This window comes from Streptomyces sp. NPDC048718 (assembly GCF_043198875.1).
Classification (GTDB): Bacteria; Actinomycetota; Actinomycetes; order Streptomycetales; family Streptomycetaceae; genus Streptomyces.
In genome coordinates this window covers 204,579-228,141 of sequence record NZ_JBICVG010000003.1, presented here as the reverse complement: position 1 = coordinate 228,141, position 23,563 = coordinate 204,579, and the positions used below count along the sequence as shown (strand labels likewise).

Here is a 23,563-nt window from a genome sequence, read left to right as displayed (position 1 = left end):
TACCCACCTCCCCTCGCGTCTGCACAACCCACCCGCATCCCTCAGCCGAATCCGCCCGCGGTCATCCTTTGAGGTGAAGTGGCCCGCCGCGTGTTGTTCGGCTGGAAGTGCGAAAACTAGCTTCGTGGGCCGGAGGTGACGACTCGATGACCACACCGACGGCGACGACAGCGACAGCGGCGACGGCAGCGATGCCGGTGAGGGCCGGGGTGACGGCGGCGCAGACAGCGGCGCAGACGGCGGCGGACCCGATGGCGGCCCGCACCGCCGGGCCGCCCGCGCGAGGGTTCGCGATCACCGCGAACGGCGCCTACGCGGCACGGCTCGGCGGCGCGGAGGGCTCCCTGTACGCGGAGCGGTGGACGCTGGACGGGCCCGAGCCGTACGCGGTCCCGCTGCCGCTCGCCCGGCCCGAGGCGCCGGGCACGCCCCTGCAGCCGCTCGCGGACGGCCGGGTGCTCGTGCAGCGCCGGGTGGACGGGAGGCGGTACACGTTCTCGCTGCTGTACCCGACCGGGCCGGGGACCGGCGAGCTGCCGCTCGGCGCGGTCGAGGTGCCCGCGCCGGGCGCCCTTGCCCTGCTGCCGCCGTCGCCGGACGGCGTCCGCGCGTACGCGACGCACACCGGCCCGGACACGACGACACTGTGGCTGGTGGCGGGCGGGACGTTCGGGCCCGAGCGGGTCGCCGAGCTCAGGGGCCGCTGTACGGGCGGGGTGTGGCTGGACCGTACGGGCCGGATGCTGGCGCTCGACCGACGCCTGGGCGACGGGCCGGTGAAGACGGTCACGGTCGATCTGGAGCGCGGCGGCGAGGTCACCCGGCTGCTGGAGATCACCCCGGAGAGCAATGACCGGCTGCTGCTCGCGGACGTCGACAGCGGACTGCTCGTCCTGCGCTCCGACGCGCCGTCACCGGGGCACGACCGGCTGGCCTGGGGGGTGCTCGGCAGCGCGCTGCCGGCGCGGTTCCCGGAGTGCCTGCGGCTCGACGACGCGGCCGTGACGCCGTTCGCGCTGAGGCCGGGGCAGGCGCTGCTCCCGGAGGAGTGCGGGGTCGCGCTGCGGATCGACGCGGCGGCGGGCAGCTGGGTCGGTCTGTGGCGGCCGAGCGAGCGGCGGTTGCGGCACGCGGCCGCCCCTCGGGGCTGGCTGGCCGGATCGGGCCTGTGGACGGCGGACGGAGTACTGCGTCTGCCGTACATGACGGACGACTCGCCCTGCGGCCTCGCCTCCCTGGCGGAGCCGGCCGCTCCTCCCGCGCCCCCGTCGGGACCCGGGGCCGGGGCGGGCGGGCAGCCGGGTGCCGGGCCGGACGGAGAAACGGTTCCGGAGCGTCGCGCGGGCGGGGAGCCGGGGACGACGACGGGCCCGGGAACGGGTCCCGGAGCGGGCCCCGGATCCGGTCCGTGGCGGGGACCCGGGCCGGGAACGGGGGTGGGGACCGGGGTGGGCGAAGCGAAGGTGTGCCGTCCGGTTCCACTCCGCGATGCGCCGCTGACGGACCGCGAACCCGCTGGCTAGACTCACGGGCCGCACCAGCAAGAGCGACGCATACGGGGTGAGTTCCACCATGAGCAACACGGACGCGCAGGAGCCGAACGGCTCGGGCAAGCACCGCGGCCCGGCCGCACCGATGGAGGACTCCTCGTCCTCCGGGAACGGCCGCCACCGGCGCGAACCCGAAACGCAGTAGAGGCACTGCCGACGGTCCTCGCGACCAACGGGGAAAGGGGCCCTGGGGCCGGTCGGACGACCGGCCCCAGGGCCTCTCCCGTGTCTCCGGTCGCGGTCGGCCGTGCGGCGGGCGGCCCCGGAAGTCCAGAGGTCCAAGGGCCCTCGAAGGCCAGGGGAACAGGGTTGTTTCCGGCCACCGCCCCGTCCTGTTCCCCGTCCGGGCCCGGTCGGCCCCTCACCCGGACCCGGGCGGCTCCGCGTCTGCCGCGGTCCGCCCTCGCCGGCCCCGGTCAGCCCCTCTTCAGGCTCAGGACCTCCGCCGCCCCGAAGGTCTCCCCCGCCGGCCGGGACGCGTAGTGCGGGGTGAGCAGGGCGTCCAGCTCCTCGTACGTGAACACGTCCTTGGCCGTGTCGAACTTGGCCGCCACCCGGGGCCGGTCGACGATCGCGACCATCCCACCGTGGACGACGAACAGCTGTCCGTTGACCCCGGCGGCGGCCGGTGCGGCGAGATAGCCGACGAGCGGCGCCACGTGCTCCGGGGCCAGCGGGTCCAGTGCGTCCTCGGACGCCGGTTCGGCGAACCCGGCGAAGACGTCCTCGGTCATCCGGGTGCGGGCCCGCGGGCAGATGGCGTTGACCGTCACGCCGTACCGGGCGAGGGCGAGGGCACTGGAGGTGGTCAGGCCGACGATGCCGCCCTTGGCGGCGGCGTAGTTGGGCTGTCCGGCCGAACCCGCGAGATACGCCTCGGAGGAGGTGTTGACGATCCGCCCGGAGACACCGTCCTCACCCGCCTTGGCGCGCTCGCGCCAGTGCGCGGCGGCGAAGCGCGTGGTGTTGAAGTGGCCCTTGAGGTGGACCCGAACGACCGAGTCCCACTCGTCCTCGCTCATCGAGAAGACCATCCGGTCGCGCAGGATGCCCGCGTTGTTGACCAGGACGTCCAGCTTGCCGAACTCGCGCACGGCCAGGCCGACCAGGGCGCGCGCGGTCTCGAAGTCGGCGACGTCGCCGAGGTGGGCGACGGCCCGGCCGCCCGCCGCGCGGATCTCGGCGGCGACCTCCTCGGCGGGCGCGGCGGACGCCTCGCCCGAGCCGTCGCGGCCGGGCTGACCGTAGTCGTTGACGACGACGGCCGCGCCGAGCCGGGCCAGTTCGAGCGCCTCGGCCCGGCCGAGGCCTCGGCCGGCGCCGGTGACGATCGCGCTCAGCCCCGCCAGCGGCCGGGACGCCGGGGGCGGGGACACAGTGGGCAGTGACATGGTTCGCGTCCTCTCCGGTGAAGCCTCGGAACCACTTCGGATCCGCTGCGGAACCACTCGGGCACCGGCGCGGGCCGCTGCGGGTATGGCAGGCGTTTCATGCGTTGCACGCGCTGCGAACAGGCGCTTGCGGGTCCGCGGTCGATCCCGCGGATATCAACGCGTGCGCTCTCGCTTCGGACACTGCGCGGGTCCGCCCGGGTGCCGGTCCGGATCGTGTGCGGTGCCGGTACGGCCGTGCCGGCCGCACCGGGCAGTCCCGGGCCGTACCGGATCGCCACCGCGCCGCCGGGTCAGATCTCGACGCAGGTGCGCAGCGCCACGCCCGTCCGCATCTGCTCCAGCGCGTCGTTGATCCCGCTGAGCGGCACCCGGTGGGTGATCATCGAGGCCAGGTCGATCCGGCCGGCCCGCCAGAGCGCGATGGTTCGTTCGTACGAGCGGATCACGTCGCCGCCGCCGTACATCGACGGCAGGATCCGCTTCTCGTCGAAGAACAGCTCGAACATGTTGAGCTGGAGGAAGTCGTCGAGGGCGCCCGCACCGACGACGCAGAGGGTGCCGCCGCGCCGGGTGGTCTCGTACGCGGTGCGCGCGGTGGCGGACTTGCCGACGACCTCGAAGACGTAGTCGAAACCCTCGCCGCCGGTGAGGCGCTGCCGGGCGTCGGCAAGACCGTCGGGGGCGACGGCCTCGGTGGCGCCGAAGCCGAGGGCGGCCTCGCGGCGCGACGCGACGGGGTCGACGGCGACGATCCGCGCCGCCCCCTGGAGCCGGGCCCCCTGGACGGCCGAGATACCGACGCCGCCGCAGCCGATGACCGCGACCGACGAACCGGCTTCCACCTTCGCGGTGTTGATCGCGGCGCCAAGTCCGGTGGTGACCCCGCAGCCGATGAGCGCGGCGATGTCGAAGGGCACGTCGTCGGGGATCGGCACGGCGCAGCGCGCGTCGACGACGACCTCCTCGGCGAACGTACCGGTACCGGCGAAGCCGAAGACGTCACCCACCCCGGTGGACGAACCAACGTCCGAACGCCGGAAGTTGGGGGTTCCGGCGTTCATGAATCCGGCGAGGCAGAGCTGGGTCTGCCCCCGCTTGCACGCGGGGCAGTTCCCGCACGCGGGCAGCCAGCACAGCACTACCCGCTGCCCGGCGGCGAGTCCGGTGACGCCGTCGCCGACCTCCAGGATCTCGCCGGCGCCCTCGTGCCCGGGGACGAAGGGCGCGGGCTGCGGCAGGACGCCGCTCATGGCGGAGACGTCGGAGTGGCACAGCCCGGTGGCCCGGATCCGGATCCGCACCTTCCCGGGGCCGAACCCCACCGCCTCGATGCCGTCGAGGACTTCGAGTTTGTCCTGTCCTATCTCGTGCAGTACGGCTGCGCGCATGGTGCGGCTCCCATCGGCCCGTGGCGGGCCCGAGACACTGGAGACGGCGAACGGCGAACGGCGAACGGCGAACGGCGAACGACGGATGGCGGACGGTGCGGGGCGGAGGGGTGGTCCGACCGCCGGGGTCAGGAGGGGTCGGCGATGGTCACGACGGTGTCGGCGAGCACGGGGGCGTCATCGCGTTCCACGGCGGTGACGGTCACCTGAACCCGGCCGCCGGCCGGGTCCGTAGCCGATTCCGTGCCCGTGCCCGTACCCGCCAGGCGCCACATCCGGATGCGGAGGGTCTCGCCGGGGAAGACGACGCCGGCGAAGCGGGTGCGGTAGCCGCGGACGCGGGTGACGTCGCCGCCGAGGAGGGTGTCGACGACGGCCTTGAGGGTCATGCCGTACGAGCAGAGCCCGTGCAGGATCGGCCGGTCGAAGCCCGCGAGCTTGGCGAACTCGGGGTCGGCGTGCAGCGGGTTCCAGTCGCCGGACAGCCGGTAGAGCAGGGCCTGCTCCTCGCGGATGGGCCGCTCCACGGTGGCGTCCGGCGCACGGCCCGGGACGTCGAGGCGTTCGGAGGGGCCTCGGTCACCGCCCCAGCCGCCCTCGCCGCGGACGAAGATCTGGGCGTCGCTGGTCCACAGCGGCCCGTCCTCGTCGGCGGCCTCGGAGCGCAGCACGAGGACGGCGGCCTTGCCCTTGTCGTAGACGGCGGCGACCCGGGAGGTGGTGACGGCCCGGCCGGCGACGGGCAGCGGGCGGTGCAGGGTGATCGACTGGCCGCCGTGCAGCACGGCGGCCAGGTCGATGTCGATACCCGGGGCGCCCAGTCCGCCGACGACGCCCATGCCCGCGCCCGCGACGGTGGCGAAGCTCGGCAGGACGTGGAGCCGGGATTCCAGGGTGTAGCGCAGCTCGTCGGGGTCGTTCGCGGGGACGCCCGCGCCGAGGCCGAGGTGGTAGAGCTGAACGTCCTTGTGATCCCAGGCGATTTCCGAGCGGCCGGGCTCGGCGGCGACGGCCTTGGCGGCGTCAATGGGCATCGGGTCGCTACTCCTTGTGGCGATGGGGACCTCGGCGCGGTCGTCCGCACCGTCGACCGCGCCGAGGCCGTGCGGGAGCCGGTCCTGACCGCGTTCCCGTTCTAGAACGCGTTCTAGGGCGGCGATCCCATGTATAGCGGAGGGAGTTGACGAGGGGAACCCTCCTGACGCCACGTCAGATACGGGTCGGATGCTCCCATGGGCGGGCGGGGAGCCGTATCGTACGGCCCCACGGGCACGGACGCGGACCCGTACCGGACCCGCGTGCTCCGCCGGACCGCCCGCCACCCAGGACATTTGTCACGGCCAGGTCCGTACACCAGCGCCTGCCGGTGTCTCCCGCCGCTCCGTAGCGTCCTTGTCATGACGAACGAGCAAGCGTCCAGCATCCCCAGCGCCGACCGGGCCGGCCGTGCCGGCACCGCGGTCGCCTTCACCACCGTCACCAAGTCCTTCGGCGAGGTCCGCGCCGTGGACGGCATCGATCTGCGCATCGACCGCGGCGAGACCGTCGCCCTCCTCGGCCGCAATGGCGCCGGGAAGTCCACCACCATCAATCTGCTCCTGGGCCTCGACACCCCCGACAGCGGCCGGGTGCGCCTCTTCGAGGACGTTCCCGAGCGCGCGGTCGGCGCGGGCCGGGTGGGCGCCATGCTCCAGGACGGCCGTCCCGTCCCCCGGGTCACCATCCGCGAGCTGGTCGACTTCGTCACCCGCACCTATCCGAAGCCGCTGCCCGTCGACGAGGCCCTGGAACTGGCCGGTCTCACCGACCTGGCCCACCGCCGCGCCGACCGGCTCTCCGGCGGCCAGGCCCAGCGCGTCCGCTTCGCCGTCGCGCTGGCCGGCAACCCCGAGCTGATCATCCTCGACGAACCGACCGCCGCCCTCGACGTCGAGGCCCGCGAGGCCTTCTGGGACTCGATGCGCGGCTACGCCCGGCGCGGCAACACGGTCCTGTTCTCCACCCACTACCTGGAGGAGGCCGACGAGCACGCCGACCGCATCGTCGTGGTCGACTCCGGCCGGATCGTGGCCGACGGCACCGCCGAGGACCTGAAGCGGGCCGCCGGCGGCACCACGGTCTCCTTCGACCTGGCCGGCGGCCCCTCCAAGGGCCTGGCCACACTCCCCGGCGTCACCTCCGTCGAGATCCGCGGCGACCGCGCCCATCTGCGCAGCGCCGACTCCGACGCGACCGTCCTCGCCCTCGCGGCGCAAGGCGCCGTACGCGGCCTCCAGGTCGCCCCGGTCTCCCTCAACGACGCCTTCCTCGCCCTCACCCGCGCGTCCGCCCAGGGCACCGCCCAGGACGCCGCATCCCTGGAGACGAACCGATGATCACCGCGTACATCCGCCTCGAAGTCCGCCGCACCCTGCGCGATGTCGGTTTCGTCATCTCGTCCATCGGCGTGCCGGTCATGATGTACCTCCTCTTCACCAACCTCGGCGGCCAGAACGACTCCGCGTTCAAGACCGCCGCGATGATCGGCATGGCGGCGTACGGCGCGCTCGGCGCCGCCCTGTCGCTCGGCACCGGCGTCGCCGAGGACAAGTCCACCGGCTGGCTCCGCCAGTTGAGAGTCACCCCGATGACGCCGCGCCAGGTCGTCGTCGGCCGGACCCTGACCGGCGGCGTCATCGTCCTGCCGGCCATCGTCGCCGTCCTGCTCGCGGGCGCCACCGTCAACGGCGTACGCCTGGACGCCTGGCAGTGGGCCGTCGTCGCCCTCACCCTGTGGGCGGGCTCGCTGCCCTTCACCCTGCTCGGACTCGGCAACGGCTACCGGCTCACCAGCCAGTCGGCCGGAGCCGTCAACGTGGCCTGCAACCTGGGGCTCGCGGTCGTCGGCGGTCTGTGGTTCCCGGTCGACCTGTTCCCCGGCTGGCTGCGCTCCCTCTCCGCGTACACCCCCACCTACCGCTTCTCCGAACTGGGCCGCGCGATCACCGAGGGCTCGGCGCCCGGCCTCGCGACCGTCGCGATCCTGGTGGCGTGGGCCGCGCTGTTCGGCCTGTACGCGGCGGTCTCGTACCGTCGTTCGGCACGGACCGTCTGAGGGGCGGTCGGGGAAACGAGGGGCGAGGGACGGGGACATTCGATGGCACGAGGAGAATTCCGGCGGCGCCGCGCCGCGAGCAGGCGCGGCGGCCGTCCGACCGGACTCAGTCTGATCCCCTGGCTGTTGCTGGGTCTCGGCGCGCTGTCCCACCTGGTCTCGGGCGAGGCGCCGAACCCCTGGATCGGCGGCCTCGGTCTGCTGGCCTTCAACTCCCTCTACATCGCGGTCGTCATCCGCGCCTTCGACGCGCGCACCCGCGAGAAGCCGCTCACCTGGTGGCTGCTCACCGCTCTCGGCGCCCTCACCTTCGGGCTCGTCCTCGGGTACGGCGAGTCCTGGCTGCTGCTCTTCCCGCTGCTCGGCCTCGCGGTCGGGGCGGTCGTACGACGCGGACGCAAGCTCCGGCTGATCGTCATCCCGCTGCTCGCGGCGGTGGCGGGCGCGACGTTCGCGAAGGCGGACTGGGGCTCGATCGGGATCGTGTACGGCACCTTCATCTCGATCCTGGTGACGTCGGCCATCCTCACGCTGGACGAGACGGTCGACCAACTGCGCAAGACCCGTGAGGAACTGGCCCGTTCGGCCGTCGAGAAGGAACGGCTGCGCTTCTCCCGCGACTTGCACGATCTGCTGGGCCACACCCTGTCCGTGATCGTCGTGAAGTCGGAGGCGGCCCGGCGGCTCGCCCCGCGCGACCTGGACGCGGCGCTGGCGCAGATCACGGACATCGAGTCGGTCGGCCGGCAGGCACTGACCGAGATCCGCGAGGCCGTCACCGGCTACCGCGAGGGCAGCCTGACCACCGAACTGGACCGCGCCCGCGACCTGTTGTCGTCGGCCGGCATCGAGCCGGTCGTCCGTCAATCGGGCCCGCCACTGGAGCCGCAGACCGAGGCGCTGCTGGGGTGGGTGGTCCGCGAGTCGTCCACCAACGCCGTGCGGCACAGTGGCGCGACCCGCTGCGCGATAGAGATCGGCGGCGGCCCGGAACGCGTCCGGCTGACCGTCACCGACAACGGCACCGGCCGGGCGACGGGCATGGACACCTCCGGCAGCGGCCTGAAGGGCCTGCGCGAACGTCTCGCCGCGGCCGGTGGCACCTTCACCTCGGGTCCGCTTCCGCAGCGGGGGTTCCGGGTGACGGCCGAACTTCCGGTGGAGCCGGCGGAACCCGCCGAGGACGAAGGGCCCGGCACCGGCTCTCGATCCGCCCCCGTGTCCGCCCCCTGCTCCCGGTCCGGGCCGGACGACTGCCCGTAGGGGACGCCCGGCAGCCTGCGGGCAGGGAGCTTGCCGGGAGCGCGCTGGTCTCGCTGTTCAGGCTGCTGCGCCAAGGACGGCAGCTCGACTGGGACGCGGGACGGGAGTGAGAACGGGGCGCCGCCGCGCCTTCGTCCTACCCTGGTGCCCGTGAACGAGATGCCGCAGGACCAGCGCCCGGCGCGCTGCACGAGAGTCCTCCTCGCCGAGGACCAGGGCATGATGCGCGGGGCGCTCGCGCTGCTGCTCGGGATGGAGCCGGACATCGAGGTGGTCGCCCAGGTGGGGCGGGGCGACGAGATCGTGGAGGCGGCACTGACCGCCCGGCCGGACGTCGCGCTGCTCGACATCGAACTGCCGGGCCGCTCGGGCCTGGACGCGGCGGCGGACCTGCGGGACGAAGTGCCCGACTGCCGGGTCCTCATCCTCACCACCTTCGGCCGGCCCGGCTATCTGCGCCGCGCGATGGAGGCGGGGGCGGTCGGCTTCCTGGTGAAGGACGGGCCGGTGGAGGAGCTGGCCGAAGCGATCCGCAAGGCCCTGCGCGGCGAGACGGTCGTCGACCCGGCCCTCGCCGCCGCGGCCCTCAGCGCGGGCCCCAACCCCCTGACGGCCCGCGAACGCGACGCCCTCGGCGCCTCCGTGGACGGCGCGACGATCGCGGACATCGCGGCGAAGCTCTACCTCTCGGAGTCGACGGTCCGCAACTACCTCTCCTCGGCCATCGGCAAGACGGGCACCCGCAACCGCATGGAGGCGGTCCGGGCGGCCCGCCGCCAGGGCTGGCTCTGAGCTCTGCCGCCGCCATCCGGGGAGGTCGCGGGATGGGACCGTGAGGCTACGCCTCACCCTCCAGCCAACGTTCGAATGGTGCGACCTCCGACAGTTCGGAGCCGATCGCCTTCAACCCTCCGGCGAAGTCCACGGCCAATTTAGTGAGCATCGCGACCAGCTCACTTCGCGCGATGATCTCGCGCTCGGGGCTGGGGACCCAGTTGGTCCGCGATTCGCAGTGGATCACGACGAGATCTCCGCTGGGCCGGAAGGTCAAGGTCCTCTCGATTCCCTGCGAGTAGAGGTCCACCTCCACTTCGCGACGGTTGCGCATTCCCGCCAGAAGCGTCGGAAGCTGCTCCATGAAGACGGACAGGTCATACGCGACATCGACCGGCCACTCACCGCTCCCGAAGCCGCCCATGTGAAATGTGCTGCCGCCGGCGTCGGAGAGGGCGCCGCACGCCTCCATGACGAGGGTCTCGTCATCGTCACCCGGCTCCAGGCTCGCTACGGCAGGAGCCATAGCCCCCGATGAAACGGCCGGATCGAACGACACGGAGAAGCCCATCTCTCCAGCCTCCTCATTCGGGCCCATGCTCTTCACGACGCCGCCTGCCCGCTTACGCCTTGTGGTCCGACTTGGGCAGCCAGACCGCCATCACCACGGCCGTCGTCAGCAGGACACCGACCGCCACGCGGAAGGCGGTGGCGTAGCCGGCGGTGAGGGCCTCGGGGGTGGTGGAGCCCTGGGTGACCGAGGCCGCGACCGTGGAGAGGGCCGCGAGGCCGAGGGCGCCGCCCATGGTGCGGGAGGTGTTCATGAGGCCGGAGGCGAGGCCGGCGTCGACCGCCGGGACGTTGCCGGTGGCGAGGACGACGAGGGACGTCGTACCGAGGCCCATGCCGAACATCATGAGGATGCCGGGCAGCAGGATCGCCGTGACGTACGTGCCGCCGGCCGTCATCGTCGACTGCCAGCCGTAGCCGACCGTGGCGATCAGCACGCCGAGCGCGGCGACCTTGCGGGCGCCGAAGCGAGGCAGCAGGCGCGGGGCCAGTTTGGAGCCGGCGATGACGCTGACGGAGCTGGGGAGGAAGGCGAGTCCGGCGATCAGCGGCGGGTAGCCGAGGACGTTCTGGGCGTAGAGCGTCATGAAGAACCAGGTGCTGAAGGAGGACAAGCCGCACATCAGGATCGCGGTGTTGGCGGCCGACACCACACGCGTACGGAAGATCCGCAGCGGCATCAGCGGCTCGGCCGTGCGCGCCTCGACGGCGACGAAGACCGCGAGCAGCAGCAGTCCGGCGGCGAGCGGGCCCAGGGTCGCGGAGGCCGTCCAGCCGGACTCCCCGGTCTGGACGATGCCGTACGCGAGGGTCGCGAGGCCCGCCGTGACGAGCACCGCGCCCGGCAGGTCGAGCCGGCGCCGGCCGGCTGCGGCCCGGCCCTCGGTGAGCCAGCGCAGCGCGCCGGCGAGGACGAGGACGCCGACGGGCACGTTGATGAGGAGCACCCAGCGCCAGGACAGCAGGTCCACCAGGACCCCGCCCACGAAGCCGCCCGCCGCGCCGCCCGCCGCGCCGACCGCCGTCCAGGTGCCGACGGCGCGGGTGCGGGCGGGTCCGGCCGGGACGGCGCCGGTGACGAGGGTGAGGGAGGCCGGGGACAGGACGGCCGCCCCGAGGCCCTGCACGGCGCGCGCGGCGAGCAACTGGCCGCCCTCCTGGGCGAGTCCGCCCGCCAGCGAGGCGACGGTGAAGAGCGCGAGCCCGATCAGGAACATGCGTTTGCGGCCGAAGAGGTCGGCCGCGCGCCCGCCGAGCAGCATGAAGCCGGCCAACGCGATCGAGTACACGTTCACGACCCATTGCAGTCCGCTCGCGGACAGCCCCAGCGTCTCCCGCATCGACGGGAGCGCCACGTTCACCACGGACACGTCGAGGGTGACGAGGAACTGGCCCGCACTGGAGACGAGAACCACCAGCCAGAGGCTGAGGGGCGCGGGCAGGGCGGATATGGGGGCGGAGGCTGCGGAGTCGGGGCCGGTGGGGGACTCGGGGCCGGTGTCGGAGCCTGTTCGCGGCGAATGCGGCATGACCGTCATGGTCGCATCCGTATACGGGCCCGTACATCGCTTATCCGGGCCAGGTGAGGGTGGCCCCGGACAGCACCTACCGCCGGAGCAGGGTCACCACGGCGGCACCGCCGAGGCCGATGTTGTGCGCGAGTCCCACCGACGCCCCGGCGACCTGGCGTTCGCCCGCTTCGCCCCGGAGCTGCCAGACCAGTTCGGCCGCCTGCGCGAGGCCGGTGGCACCCAGAGGGTGGCCCTTGGAGATGAGTCCGCCCGACGGGTTCACGACCCAGCGGCCGCCGTACGTCGTCGCGCCCGACTCCACGAGCTTGCCGGAGGCGCCGTCCTCGCACATGCCCAACGCCTCATATGTCAGAAGCTCGTTGATGGAGAAGCAGTCGTGGAGTTCGACGACGTCGACGTCCTCGATGCCGAGCCCGGACGTCTCGTACACCTGGAGGGCCGCCTCCCGCGACATGGGGCGGCCGACGACGTCGATACAGGAGCCCGAGGCAAAGGACTCCTCCGTGTCGGTGGTCATCGCCTGGGCGACGATCTCCACGGACCGCTCGCCCAAACCGTGTGCTTCCACGAAGCGTTCGGAGACGACGAGCGCGGCGGCGGCGCCGTCGGAGGTCGGGGAGCACTGGAGGCGGGTGAGAGGGGCGTGGACGGTCTTGGCCGCCAGGATCTCCTCGGCCGTGTGGACGTCCCGGAACTGGGCGCGGGGGTTGCGGGCGGAGTGCCGGTGGTTCTTGGCCGCGACGGCGGCGAGTTGGGCCTCGGTCGTGCCGTACCGCTCCATGTGTTCGCGGGCCGCGTTGCCGAAGATCTGGGCGGTGGGCGGGGTCGCCGCGAAGCCGTGGCGGGCGGCCATGACGCCGTAATGCCGGGCCACGGGAGAGGACTTGAGGTCCGCGCCGCCCGCGCTCCCGCCGCCCAGCGCTCCCCGGCTCATCTTCTCGAAGCCGAGCGCGAGGACGCAGTCGGCCGCTCCGCCCGCCACGAACTGCCGGGCCATCATCAGCGCGGTCGAGCCGGTCGCGCAGTTGTTGTTGACGTTGTAGACGGGAACGCCGGTGAGCCCGAGCCCGTAGACGGCGCGCTGCCCGGCCGTGGAGGGCTGGAAGCAGTAGCCGGCCGCGACCTGCTGGACCCGCTCGTACGGGATGCCCGCGTCGGCCAGCGCGGCGCCGCCGGCCTCCTTCGCCATGTCCCCGTAGCTCCAGTCCCGGGTCTCCGGCTTCTCGAACTTCGTCATGCCGACACCCACGATGTACGTCTTCACGGCGTTTCCTCTCGACTCGGTCGCGGTCGTCGGTTCTCGGCTCCGGGCCCCGGCGCACGGCGGGTGGCGGCGCTGGGCGCGGGGTGCCCGGCATCAGTCCCTGGGCAGGCCGAGCAGTCGCTCGGCGATGACATTGAGCTGCACCTGGGTCGTACCGCCCGCGATCGTCAGGCAGCGCGACATCAGCAGCTGGCGCACCGCCCGCTTCCCGGGCCCTTCCGTCAGCGCACCGTCGGGACCGAGGAGTTCGAGGGCGAGTTCGGCGACCTTCTGCTGGTGCCCGGTCTGGACGAGCTTGCGGACGCTCGCGCCCGGCCCGGGTTCCAGGCCGGAGACCCGGCTCAGGGTGGTCCGCAGCCCGATGCAGGCGAGGGCGTGCGCCTCGGCGACGAGGGCGCCGATCCGGGCCCGTACGGCGTCGTCGGCGCCTGCGGCGGCGGCGATCAGCGCTTCGAGGCCCAGGTCGAAGGTGGCCTGGTCGGCCATGTGGACGCGTTCGTCGCCGAGGGTGTGGAGGGCGACCCGCCAGCCGTCGGTCACCCCGCCGACGACGGCGTCGGCGGGCAGGACGGCGCCGTCGAACCACACCTCGTTGAACAGTGCGTCCCCGGTGATCTCGGTCAGCGGGCGGATCGTGATGCCGGGGGTGCGGCGCATATCGACGAGGAAGTAGCCGAGCCCCCGGTGCTTGGGCGCCTCGGGGTCGGTCCGGGCGAGGAGGATGCCGAAGTCGGCTTCCCGGGCGTTGCTCGTCCACACCTTCTGCCCGGTGATCCGCCATGATCCGTCCTCGGCCCGTTCGGCGCGGGTGCGCAGCGAGGCCAGGTCGGAGCCGGCCTCGGGTTCGGAGAAGAGCTGGCACCACTGCCGTTCGCCGCGCAGGGTGGGCCCGAGGTGCTGTTCCCGCTGGGCGGGCGTGCCGTACGCGAGGAGCGAGGGCACCACCCAGGTCGCGATGGACAGCGAACTGAGGGTGACGCCGAGTTCCGCCATCTCCCGCTGTACGGCGAGCTGTCGGACCGGCCCGGCGCCGAGCCCGTACGGCGGGGGCAGATGGGGCGCGGCGTACCCGGTCCCGGCCAGCAGCCGGCGCGCCTCGCGCGGATCCGATCCGACGGCGACGGAGAGCGCCACTCTGGCCTGCTTTCTGAACTCCTGGGCCGCTGGCGGCAGTTCGATACGCAGATCGCGCCGCGTTCCCTTGGTCACGGCGTGGCGTACGGCGGCGAGGCGGTGGGTGTCGCCCGGGCCGAGGAGCTGGCGGGCGACCAGGGCGCGCCGCAGGGCCAGATGGGCGTCGTGTTCCCAGGTGAAGCCGATGCCGCCGAGCACCTGGATACAGTCCTTGGCGCAGCCGTACGCGGTGTCCAGCGCGGCCCCGGCGGCGAGCGCGGCGGTGTACGCGCGGACGTCGGCCCCCTCGCCCCGGGCGGCCCGGGCCGCGTCCCACACCAGCGCGCGGGCCTGTTCGAGCCGGACGAGCATGTCGGCGCATAAGTGCTTGATCCCCTGGAACTTCCCGATGAGCCGCCCGAACTGCACGCGCGTGCGGGCGTGTTCGACTGCGGTGTCGAGGGCTCGGGCGGCCACCCCGCACGCTTCGGCCGCGAGGAGGACGCCGGCGAGGTCGCGCACGAGCGCGGTATCGACGGCTCCGAGCACCCGCCCGTTCGGCACGAACACCCCGTCGGCGGCGACTTCACCGGTCGGCCGGACCGGATCGGCGCTGTCGTGCGGCCGTACGGCGAGCGTGTCGGCGTCCACCGCGAGCCAGACCGTTCGGCCGCGCGGTGTGCGGGCCGCGAGGACCAGCAGATCGGCGTGGGCCGCGCCGAGCACGGGTGGGGCAACACCACCGAGGAGCAGGCCGTCGGCGGTGCGGGAGGGCGCGGCGACCAGACTGCCGGGGCCGAAGGCGACGGCCCCGATCCGCTCCCCGGCGGCGAGTGCGGCCACCTCCTCGCCGCGCCCGGCCCGGTGCAGCAGCTCGGCGGCGAGCACGGTCCCGGTGTAGGGCCCGGGCAGCAGCGCCCGCCCGGCCTCTTCCAGGACGACGGCGAGATCGACCAGGTCGCCGCCGCCCCCTCCCCCGTACTCCTCGGGCAGATGAATGCCGAGCAGCCCCTGCGCGGCGGCGCCGTCCCAGTAGGCGGGGCGACCGAAGGCGAGGGCGGGATCGTCGAGGTGCCTGCGGACTTCTTCGCGGGGGACGGCACGGGCGAGCCAGCCGCGGACGGATCGGGCGAGCTCCCGCTGTTCCTGCGTGATGGCGATGCCCATGGCCGCAGATTAGAACACGTTCCAATCTGATGGAAGGTCAGATGCGGTGTGAAGTAAGGGATCCGGGCAGCGGGACATCGCAGGGGTCTCGACAGAGGGGCGGGGCGGAGTCACACGCGGGCACCCGGCCGGCATGGGCCCCGGGGCCGGCAGGAAGGATTCAGCCGACGGCGCCCCCGGCGACCGCCGTCACGAATGCCGCGAACACACCCGGAGAGGCGCGAATGACCGGGCCCGGCAGATCCTTCGAGTCCCGGACGGCGATCTTCCCTGTGAGAAAGGCGACTTCGACGCACTGGCCACCCGTGTCACCGCTGTGCGACGACTTGCGCCAGAGGGCCCCTCCGGACGGCACGCACACGGCGCGGTGCGAAAACTCACGCCGATTCGCTCCCGCGAGGTGCGGCTCGGCCGCCATAGCGCTCCTCCATCACCCGGGCGATCAGTGCGGCTGAACTCTCCACGGAGAGGGCGGCGGCCTGGAGAAGGTCGTAGCGGATCAGGCCCTCTCGGACGGCCGCCGGATCGGCGGTCATGCGCCCCTGCGTGAAGTCCTCCGTGTAGACCACGTCGGGGTCGTCCTCGAAGCGCAGGATGTTGAAGGCCCCCAGCATGCCCGTGTGGGCCCCCGCCGAGAACGGAAGGATCTGGATCTTCACCCACTCCCGCCTCTGCATCTCCAGCAGACGGGCGAGTTGGCCCCGCATCACCTCGCGCCCGCCGACCTCCTGGCAGAGCACGGCCTCGCTCATGACCACCCAGAGCACCGGTGGGGTGTCGCGCTCCAGGATCCGCTGCCGTTCCAGCCGGGCCGCGACCTTGGTGTCCAGGTCCTCGCCCTCGTGGCGGGCGCTCAGGATCTCCCGCGCGTACTCCGGAGTCTGGAGCAGCCCGTCGATCAACGTGGTCTGGAACGACTGGATGTACATCGCCCGCGCTTCCATGTCCGCGTAGGGCTGGAACCAGTTCGGGAGCTGGCTGCGCAGGACCAGGCCGATGAGGCGGGTGAACTGGCCACCCGTCATCAGCGCGGCGTCGAGCTGTTCCGAGAAACGGCGGGTGGGCACCTTCTTCGCCGTCTCGATCTGGCCGATGAGAGAAGCCGTGCAGAAGAGGACGTCCCCCAACTGCTGTTGGCTGAGCTTTGCCTCCTCCCGCAGGCGCCGCAGTTCGAAACCGTAGTAGTCCAGCGGTGACGCACTGGGATCGAGGCTACGGATGTTGGCCATGCCGAGGCACCCCCAAGCTCACGCTCGCAAGCGTTACTTCTGGTTCGTCGCCGAGCGTAGTGGCGGTAATCAGCTCCGATGGCGTGAATCACACAGCAGAACCCTTTCCAGTGGATACCGGCACAAGCTGACGGATGGGGTTCACCGTGGGTGAGAAGGGAGGGGAAGGAGGGAGGGGAGAGGGGGAGGGTGTGGTTCGGGTGCGACGCGTAAGGCACGATGGGCGCTCGTACCGCGTACTCGCCAGTAGGAGGACCCGCCCATGCCCGCCGCCGAGCCCACCCCCGAGATCCTCGCCGCCTTCGAGGCCGCGAAGGGCTTCATGCCGGTCAAGGAAGGGCTCGCCCTGTACGCGGCGGCAGCCGAGGCGGCGCGGCTCGGGCTGCCCCTCCTTGAGGTCGGCACCTACTGCGGGCGGTCGACGATCCTGCTCGCGGACGTGGCGCGGGCGGCGGGCACGGTCGCGCTGACCGTCGACCACCACCGGGGCAGCGAGGAGCAGCAGCCGGGCTGGGAGTACCACGACCCGACCGTCGTCGACCCCGAGGTCGGCCTCATGGACACCCTCCCGACCTTCCGGCGCACCCTGCGCAAGGCCGGCCTGGAGGACCACGTCGTCGCCCTCGTGGGCCGCTCGCCGCAGGTCGCGGCCGTGTGGGCGGGCCCGCTCGGCTTCGTCTTCATCGACGGCGGCCACACCGACGAGCACGCCACCAACGACTACGAGGGCTGGGCCCCCAAGGTCGCGGCCGGCGGTCTGCTCGTCATCCACGACGTCTTCCCGGACCCGGCGGACGGCGGCCAGGCGCCGTACCGGATCTACCTCCGGGCTCTGGAGTCCGGGGACTTCGAGGAGATCTCGGTGACGGACTCGCTGCGGGTGCTGCGCCGGAGGGGTTGAGGGAAGTCCCCGCTCGGGCGGGGCGCACTCGCTGAACGCATGGTGGCCCATCCACTCGTCGGGCCCATCCCCGCTCGGGCGGGGCGCGGGCTTCGCGACCTGCCGCCTTCTCCCCTCCAGCCCCCGGTTCCCCGCACTCCCCCGAGGCCGACCGTCGCCCGCCCCACCCCGCACCAACCAAGCGGGGTGAGGCGGGCGACGGCCTTTAGTACAACGACGTCACGTACAGACAGTTCGTGTACGAGTACCCCGCCTCGATCTTGTCGCTGCTCGCCTTCTTCACCTCGGCCGACGTGCGCGTGCTGTTGCGCTTCTGCAGGAACTGGTAGTTGCCCGCCGGCAGGTGCAGCGTCCGCTTCGGGTACTTCGAGGAGGAGCCGGAGCAGGGCTTGATGCCTCCCTTGGGGACGACGATGGCCGGGTAGGACTTGCAGGAGCCGCAGGACGGGATGGTGACGCGGCCGGTGACCGGGCCGGTGAAGAGGAGCTGGACCTCGCCGGGGCCGTCGTTGCTGACGACCATCGTCTGGCCCGAGCCCTCCGTCGCGCCGGACGGGACCTTCTTGCCGGCGGCCGGGGTCTCCTTGGCGATCTCCGCCGCGATGGAGACGCTGCGGGCCTGGTCGGCCTTCGGGCTGGACGCGTTGTTCTTGACGTAGGCGTCCATGGTGGAGATCGCCTCGTCGTACTCCTTCTTCTTGAACTGGTCGAGTCCGCAGCCGAATTCACTGCGCCAGGTGGACCGGCTCACGTCCTTGCCGAGCGCTCCGTACGTCTCGCTGGGCAGCCGGCCCACCGTGGTGCCGAAGCGCCGGAGTTCCTCGGCCGTCTCGCAGGGCGTGGAGCCGCCGTTGTTCTCGCGGGCGGCCAGGTTCGCGCGGAGGGCCGGTTCGATGCGCGCGGGGTAGGGCGACTTCGGGAAGGTGCTGATCACCTCGTTGAGCTGGTCGGCCGCCGTCTGCTCGGTGCCAAAGGCGCCGATCGAGCGGGTCCCGCACTCGTACAGCGAGTGGGCCAGCGGGTCGTCGGCCTTGCCGGCGAGGTTGCCGATCAGCTTGTCGTCCACCAGGTCGGGCAGGGCCCGCAGGTGCTTGAGGGCGGCGATGGAGCCGCAGAAGTCCTCGCGGTCGTACGGGGCGGAGACGGTCTTGTAGTACGTCTGGATCCGCATCGGGACCTTCTCCGCCGCCTGCGTACCGGGGTGCTTGGTACCGATCTCCTGGTACGTGTCGAGGGCCTCGCGGTAGGTGGTCCTGACCGACTCGAAGGGCTCGTCGGCGCTGTCCTTCACCTTCTTGTCGGCGACGGCCAGCCGGTCGAGGAGCTGCTGTTCGACGGCCGCGTCGTGAGCCATGCCGTACGCGAAGGTCCCCCCGCCAGGAACGGCCAGCAGCAGGGCGATCGCGACCGGCAGGACGAGCTTGCGCCGGCCCGGCAGAGCCAGGTCCTCCGGGCGGGCGCGCAGGGCGCGGCGGGCGCCGTCGGCAGCCGCGAGGAGGTGGACGGCGCCGAACGCGACGAGGACGCCCAGCGGGATGCCGTCAGGGTCGGCGGGCAGGGCCACCACGAGCAGCGCGACGGTGACCGCCCAGCAGACGACGGCGAACACCCACTGCTTGAGCAGCACGTAACCGAGGCCCAGGCAGGAGAGGTTGAGGAGGGCCACGGCGGCGGCCTGCGCGGGGTTCGCGGGGCCGGGCGGCGGGGGCGGGACGGACGGTCCGGGGGCCATGGGCGGCAGCGGGAACCCGCCGGGGCCCTGGGGCGGGCCGCCCTGGCCGGGCGGGACCGCGCCGTACGCCTGGGGTATCGCGCCGTAGCCGGGCTGAGGGGCACCGCCGTAGCCGCCGTAACCGGGCTGGGGCGCTCCAAACCCCGGCGGGACCGCGCCCTGGCCGGGTGCGCCAGGAACCCCGGGTGCCCCCGGCGCGCCGAATCCGCCCGGTGCCGCCATCGGCGGCCCGAACCCGGGCGCGGGTGCTCCGTTCTCCCTCTGGACGGGAGGAACGGGCGGCGCGGGAGGCAGGGAGGGCGCCGGCGGCGGAGGTGTCACCGGCTGCGCGGGGGTGGGGGCAGGCGCGGGGGTGGACACGGGCGCCTCGCCCGCCTCCGGCGGCGCGCCGCTCGCGGGCCGCACCGGCTCGTAGCCCGGCGGCACGGCGTCGTTCACCTCCGGGGCCTCCGGCGCCTGAGCCGCTTCCGCCGCCCCCGCCGCCCCCGGCACGGCATCCTTCGCCTCCGGTACCGCGTCGTTCGGAACCGCGTCGTTCGGAACCGCGTCGTTCGGCACCGCGTCCTTCACCTCGTCCGCCGCGCGCTCCCCCGACCGCGCGGGCTCGTACCCGGGCGGAATCGCGTCGTGCACGGGCGGTTGCCCTGAAGGCTGTGCGGGCGGCCGCGGCGCCGGGGCGGCCCCACCGTCGCCCGTACGCCCGTCCCGCCCTGTCGTTCCGTCGCCGCCGTGGTCGTGCTGGTCCCCGGCCACCGGTCCCCCCTCTGTTCATCACACTGTCCGGTCACGCTAGTTCGTCGCACCGGTACGTGCCGCGCATCCTTCACTTTCCCCTCACATACCTTCCACCGGCTTGGTTCCGCTACGGGCATTCCTGGCCGGAAACCGCTACGGTCGCGAGGTGCCGTACCACCATCGCAAGCTCCTCGCCCTCGCCCTGCCGCTCGCACTCCCGTTCGCCCTGACCGCGTGCGGCGGCGCCGCGACCCCGGTGCCACAGTCCTCGGATGCCGCCGGCGCCACGACCTCCGACGCCAAGGACTCCCCGGCCGGGAGCCCGGCCGGAGCCGCCGGATCCCAGGGCACCGAGTCCGCCGGCGCGCGGGAATCGGCCAATCCGAGCCAGTCCGGGCCCGCCCGCTCCGGCGGTGCCACGCCGACGGCCGACCGGCCGCTCGCCGGTCGCGTGATCGTCGTCGACCCGGGCCACAACCCAGGGAACTTCCGGCATTCCACTGAAATCAACAAGAAGGTGGATATCGGGACGACTCGCAAGGAATGCGACACCACGGGGACCTCCACCAACGCCGGTTACACCGAGGCCACCTTCACCCTGGACGTTTCACACCGTCTGCGCGATCTCCTCGAAGAGGGGGGCGCCAAGGTCGTTCTCGTCCACGACGCCGAGCGCCCCTACGGCCCCTGCATCGACGAACGCGCCCGCATCGGCAACACCGCGAAGGCCGACGCCGTCGTCTCCGTCCACGCCGACGGATCGGCGACCGGCAACCGCGGGTTCCATGTGATCCTCCCCGCACGCGTGAAGGACGGGGCCGCCGACACCGGTGCGATCGTGGCACCGTCCCGTACCCTCGGTGAGAAGCTCGTCACGCACTTCGCCCGGACCACCGGCACCAGGCCCGCCAACTACATCGGTTCCGGTACCGGTTTGGACGTACGCGACGACCTCGGGGGGCTCAACCTCTCCACCGTGCCCAAGGTCTTCCTCGAATGCGGCAACATGCGCGATCCGAAGGACGCCGCCCTGCTGACGGACGCCGGCTGGCGTCAGAAGGCGGCGCGGGGGATCGCCGACGGCATCGAGGCCTACCTCCAGGGGTAGAACCGCCAGGCGGACGGCCGGACGATAGATTCGCCCCGGCGGCGGGGGCGCCCCCGTGCTTCGCACCACCCCGACGAGACGACCCGACGAAGGATTCTTTTACGTGAATATCCGCTCCCTCACCCGAGGCGATGGCGTGCTGATCGGCGCAGCGGTGGTGCTGTTCATCGCCTCGTTCCTCGGCATCTCCGGCTGCGACCTGCCGGGCAACGCGTGCGACGCGTTCGACTCGGCGTACTCGTGGGAGGTGTCCCCGCTCGGCTGGGGCTCCTTCCTCCTCGGCATCGCCGGCGCCGCCCTCGTGGTCGCCTCGCGGACCGTGCCCCAGATGCGGCAGCGCAAGGTGGCCGGTCTGGAACTCGGCCAGGTCGGCGTCTCCCTCGCCATCGCCTCCGCCTGGACCCTGCTGATGTGGGTGTTCGAGGCGAACAGCGCCGGTGCCGGTCTGATCCTCGGTCTCATCGCCTCGCTCGTCCTCGCCGGCGGCGCCATCGCGGGCCCGCTCGTCCCGGCCCTGCAGGCCCCGCTGCTCCCGGCCGCCGGGCCGAGCACCCCGCAGCCGTACGCGGCCCAGCCCGGTCAGGCCGGCATGCCCGGTCACCTCGGCGGCCAGCAGGGCGCGCCCGGCGGCTACGGCTACCCGGGCGCCCAGCAGCAGCCGTACGCCGCGCAGCCCGACCCCTCGCTCGGCGGCGGCCAGTCCTACGGCGCCGCGGCCCAGCAGCACTCCCAGCCCCAGCCGCAGCCGCAGGCCCAGGAGCAGGCCACTCCGGCCCACGCGCAGGCTCCGGCGGCGGACTTCGCGCCGTTCTGGTTCGCGGTCCCCGTCGCCCGCCCGCTGTACGGCGAGGACGGCGGCTCGGCCCCGCTCGCCGAACTGGCCCCCGGCACCTGGTACCTGGCCGTCGAGCAGCGCGGTCAGGCGCTCGTCGCCCAGACGCAGGACGGGCGGCGCGGCGTGCTCCAGGACACCACCGGCATCCAGCGCGGCTGAACCCGCCCGAGCGATCGCGGGGTGGGGCGGGCGCGGCTCGCCGCCCCGTCCCACCACCGGGCCCGCCTTCGTCGACGGCCCCTCATCCGGATCTCTTCCGGGTGGGGGGCCGTTGTCGTACAGTCGCCGGACGCAAGCGAACTGACGTTACGTCAGAAAGGTTGCCCGGCATGCGTCTCGGACTCGCCCTCGGCTACTGGGGACGCGGCCCCTCCCCCACCCACCTCGAACTGGCCCGCGAGGCCGAACGACTCGGCTACCACTCCGTGTGGACGGCGGAGGCCTGGGGATCCGACGCGTTCACCGCGCTCACCTGGATCGCCGCGCACACCTCCCGGATCCGGCTCGGCACGGCGGTCGCGCAGATGGCCGCCCGCGCCCCGACCGCCACCGCGATGCACGCGCTCACCCTCGACCACCTCTCCGGCGGACGGATGCTGCTCGGGCTCGGGCTCTCGGGGCCGCAGGTGGTGGAGGGCTGGTACGGCCGGCCGTTCCCGCGCTCACCGCTGACCGCGACCCGCGAGTACATCGACGTGGTCCGGCAGGTACTGCGCCGCGAAGGGCCCGTCACGCTAGACGGGCGCTACCACCCGCACCCGTACCCCGGACCTGGCCCCACTGCCGGAGCCGGCCCCGGCCCCGGACTCGGACTCGGTAAGCCCCTCAAGTCGATCACCCACCCGCTCCGGCCCGACCTGCCCGTCCTCCTCGGCGCCGAGGGCCCCAAGAACGTCGCCCAGACCCTCGCCCTCGCCGACGGCTGGCTGCCGCTGTACTGGTCGCCCACCCGCTGGGCCGAGGTCTACGGCCTGGCGGCGGACGGCTCGGACGTCCGGGACGGCTTCCTCGTCGCGCCGCTGGTGCGGGCCCGGGTCTGCGCGGACGTGGCGGAGGGGCTGCTGCCCGTCAAAACGATGCTCGGCTTCTACATCGGCGGCATGGGGCACGCGGCCCGCAACTTCCACGCCGACCTCATGACACGCATGGGATACGGGGCCGAGGCCCGACGCGTCCGGGACCTCTTCGCGGCCGGGCGACGGGACGAGGCGGTCCTCGCCGTACCGGACGCCTTCGCCGACGAGATCTCGCTCGTCGGACCGAGGGAACGGATCGCCGCACGGCTGGAGGAGTGGCGCGAGGGCCCGGTGACGGACCTGCTGGTCACGGCGCCGGACCCGGTGACACTCCGTACCCTGGCGGACCTGAACCGGGCCTGAGCACGGGCCTGAGCACGGGCCTGAACGCGGGCCTGAACACCTGGGGGAGGTCTCCCCAGGGCCCCGGCTCAGGGGTGCCCGGGTACGACGTACGCCATCCCGCGCCGGGCTGGGACGAGCGGTTCGCCCTGCTCGACGAGAGCCTGCTCGCGTGGACGGCCGACGCGGCGCCCGAGCACACGGTCGCCCCCGCGGTCCTGGAGGCATGGCGGCTGCTCCACCAGGCCCAGGGCCATATGCGGATCCGCGAGGTCGCGGACCGGACCGGCTGGAGCCTTCGGCACCTGGAGAGCCGGTTCCGGGAGCAGATCGGGCTCTCGCCCAAGCGGCTCGCCCGAGTGCCGCGTCTGCGGCACGCCGTCGAGGAGCCGACGGCGGGACGCGGGGCGGCGGACACCGCGACGGTGTGCGGCTTCTACGACCAGTCCCCTCTGGGACGGGAGTTCAGGGAACTGGCGGGGATGCCACCGGGGCGGTGGCCGGCGGCGGGCGGCACGGCGAACGCCGCCTGGATCGCGGGCTGAGCGCACCGCTC

The 23,563-nt window shown here is 73.0% G+C and carries 21 protein-coding genes; 11 read left to right on the top strand and 10 right to left on the bottom strand.

Annotation, left to right across the window (positions count from 1 at the left end):
- Positions 1 to 251 precede the first annotated feature (251 nt).
- Both ACGFRB_RS06660 and ACGFRB_RS06655 read left to right on the top strand, forming a co-directional pair.
- Complete coding sequence (locus ACGFRB_RS06660) at positions 252 to 1,523, top strand: hypothetical protein (protein WP_393240578.1); 1,272 nt, start codon at positions 252 to 254, stop codon at positions 1,521 to 1,523.
- Between the two features lie 49 nt (positions 1,524 to 1,572).
- Positions 1,573 to 1,695, top strand: coding sequence for a hypothetical protein (locus ACGFRB_RS06655; RefSeq protein WP_363005161.1), 123 nt, complete (start codon positions 1,573 to 1,575; stop codon positions 1,693 to 1,695).
- Positions 1,696 to 1,966: 271 nt separating this feature from the next.
- On the opposite strand, the gene ACGFRB_RS06650 is transcribed toward ACGFRB_RS06655, so the two are convergent.
- The 3 genes from ACGFRB_RS06650 to ACGFRB_RS06640 all read right to left on the bottom strand — a co-directional run bounded on the left by ACGFRB_RS06650 (position 1,967) and on the right by ACGFRB_RS06640 (position 5,366).
- Positions 1,967 to 2,941, bottom strand: coding sequence for a 3-oxoacyl-ACP reductase (locus tag ACGFRB_RS06650; protein ID WP_393239904.1), 975 nt, complete (start codon positions 2,939 to 2,941; stop codon positions 1,967 to 1,969).
- A 293-nt stretch (positions 2,942 to 3,234) separates the two neighbouring features.
- Positions 3,235 to 4,332 carry a Zn-dependent alcohol dehydrogenase gene (locus ACGFRB_RS06645; RefSeq protein WP_393239901.1) on the bottom strand — a complete coding sequence of 366 codons (1,098 nt, stop codon included), beginning with the start codon at positions 4,330 to 4,332 and terminating at the stop codon, positions 3,235 to 3,237.
- 128 nt (positions 4,333 to 4,460) lie between these two features.
- Positions 4,461 to 5,366, bottom strand: coding sequence for a MaoC/PaaZ C-terminal domain-containing protein (locus ACGFRB_RS06640; protein ID WP_393239898.1), 906 nt, complete (start codon positions 5,364 to 5,366; stop codon positions 4,461 to 4,463).
- Positions 5,367 to 5,729: 363 nt separating this feature from the next.
- On the opposite strand from ACGFRB_RS06640, the gene ACGFRB_RS06635 reads away from it, so the two are divergent.
- The 4 genes from ACGFRB_RS06635 to ACGFRB_RS06620 all read left to right on the top strand — a co-directional run bounded on the left by ACGFRB_RS06635 (position 5,730) and on the right by ACGFRB_RS06620 (position 9,481).
- On the top strand, positions 5,730 to 6,707 hold the full coding sequence (locus ACGFRB_RS06635) for an ABC transporter ATP-binding protein (protein WP_393239895.1): 978 nt from the start codon (positions 5,730 to 5,732) through the stop codon (positions 6,705 to 6,707).
- Positions 6,707 to 7,426, top strand: coding sequence for an ABC transporter permease (locus ACGFRB_RS06630; protein WP_363005356.1), 720 nt, complete (start codon positions 6,707 to 6,709; stop codon positions 7,424 to 7,426). Before ACGFRB_RS06635 ends, ACGFRB_RS06630 begins: the two co-directional genes overlap by 1 nt.
- A gap of 42 nt (positions 7,427 to 7,468) precedes the next feature.
- Complete coding sequence (locus tag ACGFRB_RS06625) at positions 7,469 to 8,689, top strand: sensor histidine kinase (protein WP_393239892.1); 1,221 nt, start codon at positions 7,469 to 7,471, stop codon at positions 8,687 to 8,689.
- Positions 8,690 to 8,848: 159 nt separating this feature from the next.
- Positions 8,849 to 9,481: a response regulator gene (locus tag ACGFRB_RS06620; RefSeq protein ID WP_393240574.1), complete on the top strand. Its 633-nt coding sequence runs from the start codon at positions 8,849 to 8,851 to the stop codon at positions 9,479 to 9,481.
- 46 nt (positions 9,482 to 9,527) lie between these two features.
- Here ACGFRB_RS06620 and ACGFRB_RS06615 read toward each other — a convergent pair whose 3' ends face one another.
- The 6 genes from ACGFRB_RS06615 to ACGFRB_RS06590 all read right to left on the bottom strand — a co-directional run bounded on the left by ACGFRB_RS06615 (position 9,528) and on the right by ACGFRB_RS06590 (position 16,338).
- Complete coding sequence (locus ACGFRB_RS06615; protein ID WP_393239889.1) at positions 9,528 to 10,070, bottom strand: hypothetical protein; 543 nt, start codon at positions 10,068 to 10,070, stop codon at positions 9,528 to 9,530.
- A 16-nt stretch (positions 10,071 to 10,086) separates the two neighbouring features.
- Positions 10,087 to 11,562, bottom strand: a complete 1,476-nt coding sequence (locus ACGFRB_RS06610) for an MFS transporter (RefSeq protein ID WP_393239886.1) — start codon at positions 11,560 to 11,562, stop codon at positions 10,087 to 10,089.
- Between the two features lie 76 nt (positions 11,563 to 11,638).
- Positions 11,639 to 12,829 (bottom strand): Nonspecific lipid-transfer protein, encoded by a 1,191-nt coding sequence (locus ACGFRB_RS06605; RefSeq protein WP_393239883.1) that lies wholly within the window; start codon positions 12,827 to 12,829, stop codon positions 11,639 to 11,641.
- Positions 12,830 to 12,922: 93 nt separating this feature from the next.
- Positions 12,923 to 15,109, bottom strand: a complete 2,187-nt coding sequence (locus tag ACGFRB_RS06600) for an acyl-CoA dehydrogenase (protein WP_393239880.1) — start codon at positions 15,107 to 15,109, stop codon at positions 12,923 to 12,925.
- Between the two features lie 160 nt (positions 15,110 to 15,269).
- On the bottom strand, positions 15,270 to 15,527 hold the full coding sequence (locus ACGFRB_RS06595; protein ID WP_393239877.1) for a DUF397 domain-containing protein: 258 nt from the start codon (positions 15,525 to 15,527) through the stop codon (positions 15,270 to 15,272).
- A complete protein-coding gene (locus ACGFRB_RS06590; RefSeq protein ID WP_393239874.1) occupies positions 15,487 to 16,338 on the bottom strand; it encodes a Scr1 family TA system antitoxin-like transcriptional regulator in 852 nt (283 codons plus the stop codon). Before ACGFRB_RS06590 ends, ACGFRB_RS06595 begins: the two co-directional genes overlap by 41 nt.
- Before the next feature lie 262 nt (positions 16,339 to 16,600).
- Between ACGFRB_RS06590 and ACGFRB_RS06585 the strand changes: the two genes are divergently transcribed.
- Complete coding sequence (locus ACGFRB_RS06585; protein ID WP_393239871.1) at positions 16,601 to 17,239, top strand: class I SAM-dependent methyltransferase; 639 nt, start codon at positions 16,601 to 16,603, stop codon at positions 17,237 to 17,239.
- A 205-nt stretch (positions 17,240 to 17,444) separates the two neighbouring features.
- Here the strand turns inward: ACGFRB_RS06585 and ACGFRB_RS06580 are convergent, their stop codons facing one another.
- Positions 17,445 to 19,604: a hypothetical protein gene (locus ACGFRB_RS06580; protein WP_393239868.1), complete on the bottom strand. Its 2,160-nt coding sequence runs from the start codon at positions 19,602 to 19,604 to the stop codon at positions 17,445 to 17,447.
- A gap of 268 nt (positions 19,605 to 19,872) precedes the next feature.
- Between ACGFRB_RS06580 and ACGFRB_RS06575 the strand changes: the two genes are divergently transcribed.
- From ACGFRB_RS06575 to ACGFRB_RS06560, 4 genes are all read left to right on the top strand, one after another.
- Positions 19,873 to 20,814 carry an N-acetylmuramoyl-L-alanine amidase gene (locus ACGFRB_RS06575; protein ID WP_393239865.1) on the top strand — a complete coding sequence of 314 codons (942 nt, stop codon included), beginning with the start codon at positions 19,873 to 19,875 and terminating at the stop codon, positions 20,812 to 20,814.
- A gap of 103 nt (positions 20,815 to 20,917) precedes the next feature.
- Complete coding sequence (locus ACGFRB_RS06570; protein ID WP_393239862.1) at positions 20,918 to 21,808, top strand: hypothetical protein; 891 nt, start codon at positions 20,918 to 20,920, stop codon at positions 21,806 to 21,808.
- Between the two features lie 170 nt (positions 21,809 to 21,978).
- Positions 21,979 to 23,028 carry an LLM class F420-dependent oxidoreductase gene (locus tag ACGFRB_RS06565; RefSeq protein WP_393239859.1) on the top strand — a complete coding sequence of 350 codons (1,050 nt, stop codon included), beginning with the start codon at positions 21,979 to 21,981 and terminating at the stop codon, positions 23,026 to 23,028.
- A 74-nt stretch (positions 23,029 to 23,102) separates the two neighbouring features.
- Positions 23,103 to 23,552, top strand: a complete 450-nt coding sequence (locus ACGFRB_RS06560; protein ID WP_393239856.1) for a helix-turn-helix domain-containing protein — start codon at positions 23,103 to 23,105, stop codon at positions 23,550 to 23,552.
- Positions 23,553 to 23,563: the final 11 nt, after the last annotated feature.

What these genes read in the sequence shown, in the direction of transcription:
- ACGFRB_RS06610 (WP_393239886.1), bottom strand. Translation starts at nt 11,562, where the DNA reads ATGCCGCATTCGCCGCGAACAGGCTCCGACACCGGCCCCGAGTCCCCC.
- ACGFRB_RS06640 (WP_393239898.1), bottom strand. Translation starts at nt 5,366, where the DNA reads ATGCCCATTGACGCCGCCAAGGCCGTCGCCGCCGAGCCCGGCCGCTCG.
- ACGFRB_RS06590 (WP_393239874.1), bottom strand. Translation starts at nt 16,338, where the DNA reads ATGGCCAACATCCGTAGCCTCGATCCCAGTGCGTCACCGCTGGACTAC.
- ACGFRB_RS06625 (WP_393239892.1), top strand. Translation starts at nt 7,469, where the DNA reads ATGGCACGAGGAGAATTCCGGCGGCGCCGCGCCGCGAGCAGGCGCGGC.
- ACGFRB_RS06620 (WP_393240574.1), top strand. Translation starts at nt 8,849, where the DNA reads ATGCCGCAGGACCAGCGCCCGGCGCGCTGCACGAGAGTCCTCCTCGCC.
- ACGFRB_RS06565 (WP_393239859.1), top strand. Translation starts at nt 21,979, where the DNA reads ATGCGTCTCGGACTCGCCCTCGGCTACTGGGGACGCGGCCCCTCCCCC.
- ACGFRB_RS06595 (WP_393239877.1), bottom strand. Translation starts at nt 15,527, where the DNA reads ATGGCGGCCGAGCCGCACCTCGCGGGAGCGAATCGGCGTGAGTTTTCG.
- ACGFRB_RS06600 (WP_393239880.1), bottom strand. Translation starts at nt 15,109, where the DNA reads ATGGGCATCGCCATCACGCAGGAACAGCGGGAGCTCGCCCGATCCGTC.
- ACGFRB_RS06650 (WP_393239904.1), bottom strand. Translation starts at nt 2,941, where the DNA reads ATGTCACTGCCCACTGTGTCCCCGCCCCCGGCGTCCCGGCCGCTGGCG.
- ACGFRB_RS06660 (WP_393240578.1), top strand. Translation starts at nt 252, where the DNA reads ATGGCGGCCCGCACCGCCGGGCCGCCCGCGCGAGGGTTCGCGATCACC.
- ACGFRB_RS06635 (WP_393239895.1), top strand. Translation starts at nt 5,730, where the DNA reads ATGACGAACGAGCAAGCGTCCAGCATCCCCAGCGCCGACCGGGCCGGC.
- ACGFRB_RS06655 (WP_363005161.1), top strand. Translation starts at nt 1,573, where the DNA reads ATGAGCAACACGGACGCGCAGGAGCCGAACGGCTCGGGCAAGCACCGC.
- ACGFRB_RS06645 (WP_393239901.1), bottom strand. Translation starts at nt 4,332, where the DNA reads ATGCGCGCAGCCGTACTGCACGAGATAGGACAGGACAAACTCGAAGTC.
- ACGFRB_RS06585 (WP_393239871.1), top strand. Translation starts at nt 16,601, where the DNA reads ATGCCCGCCGCCGAGCCCACCCCCGAGATCCTCGCCGCCTTCGAGGCC.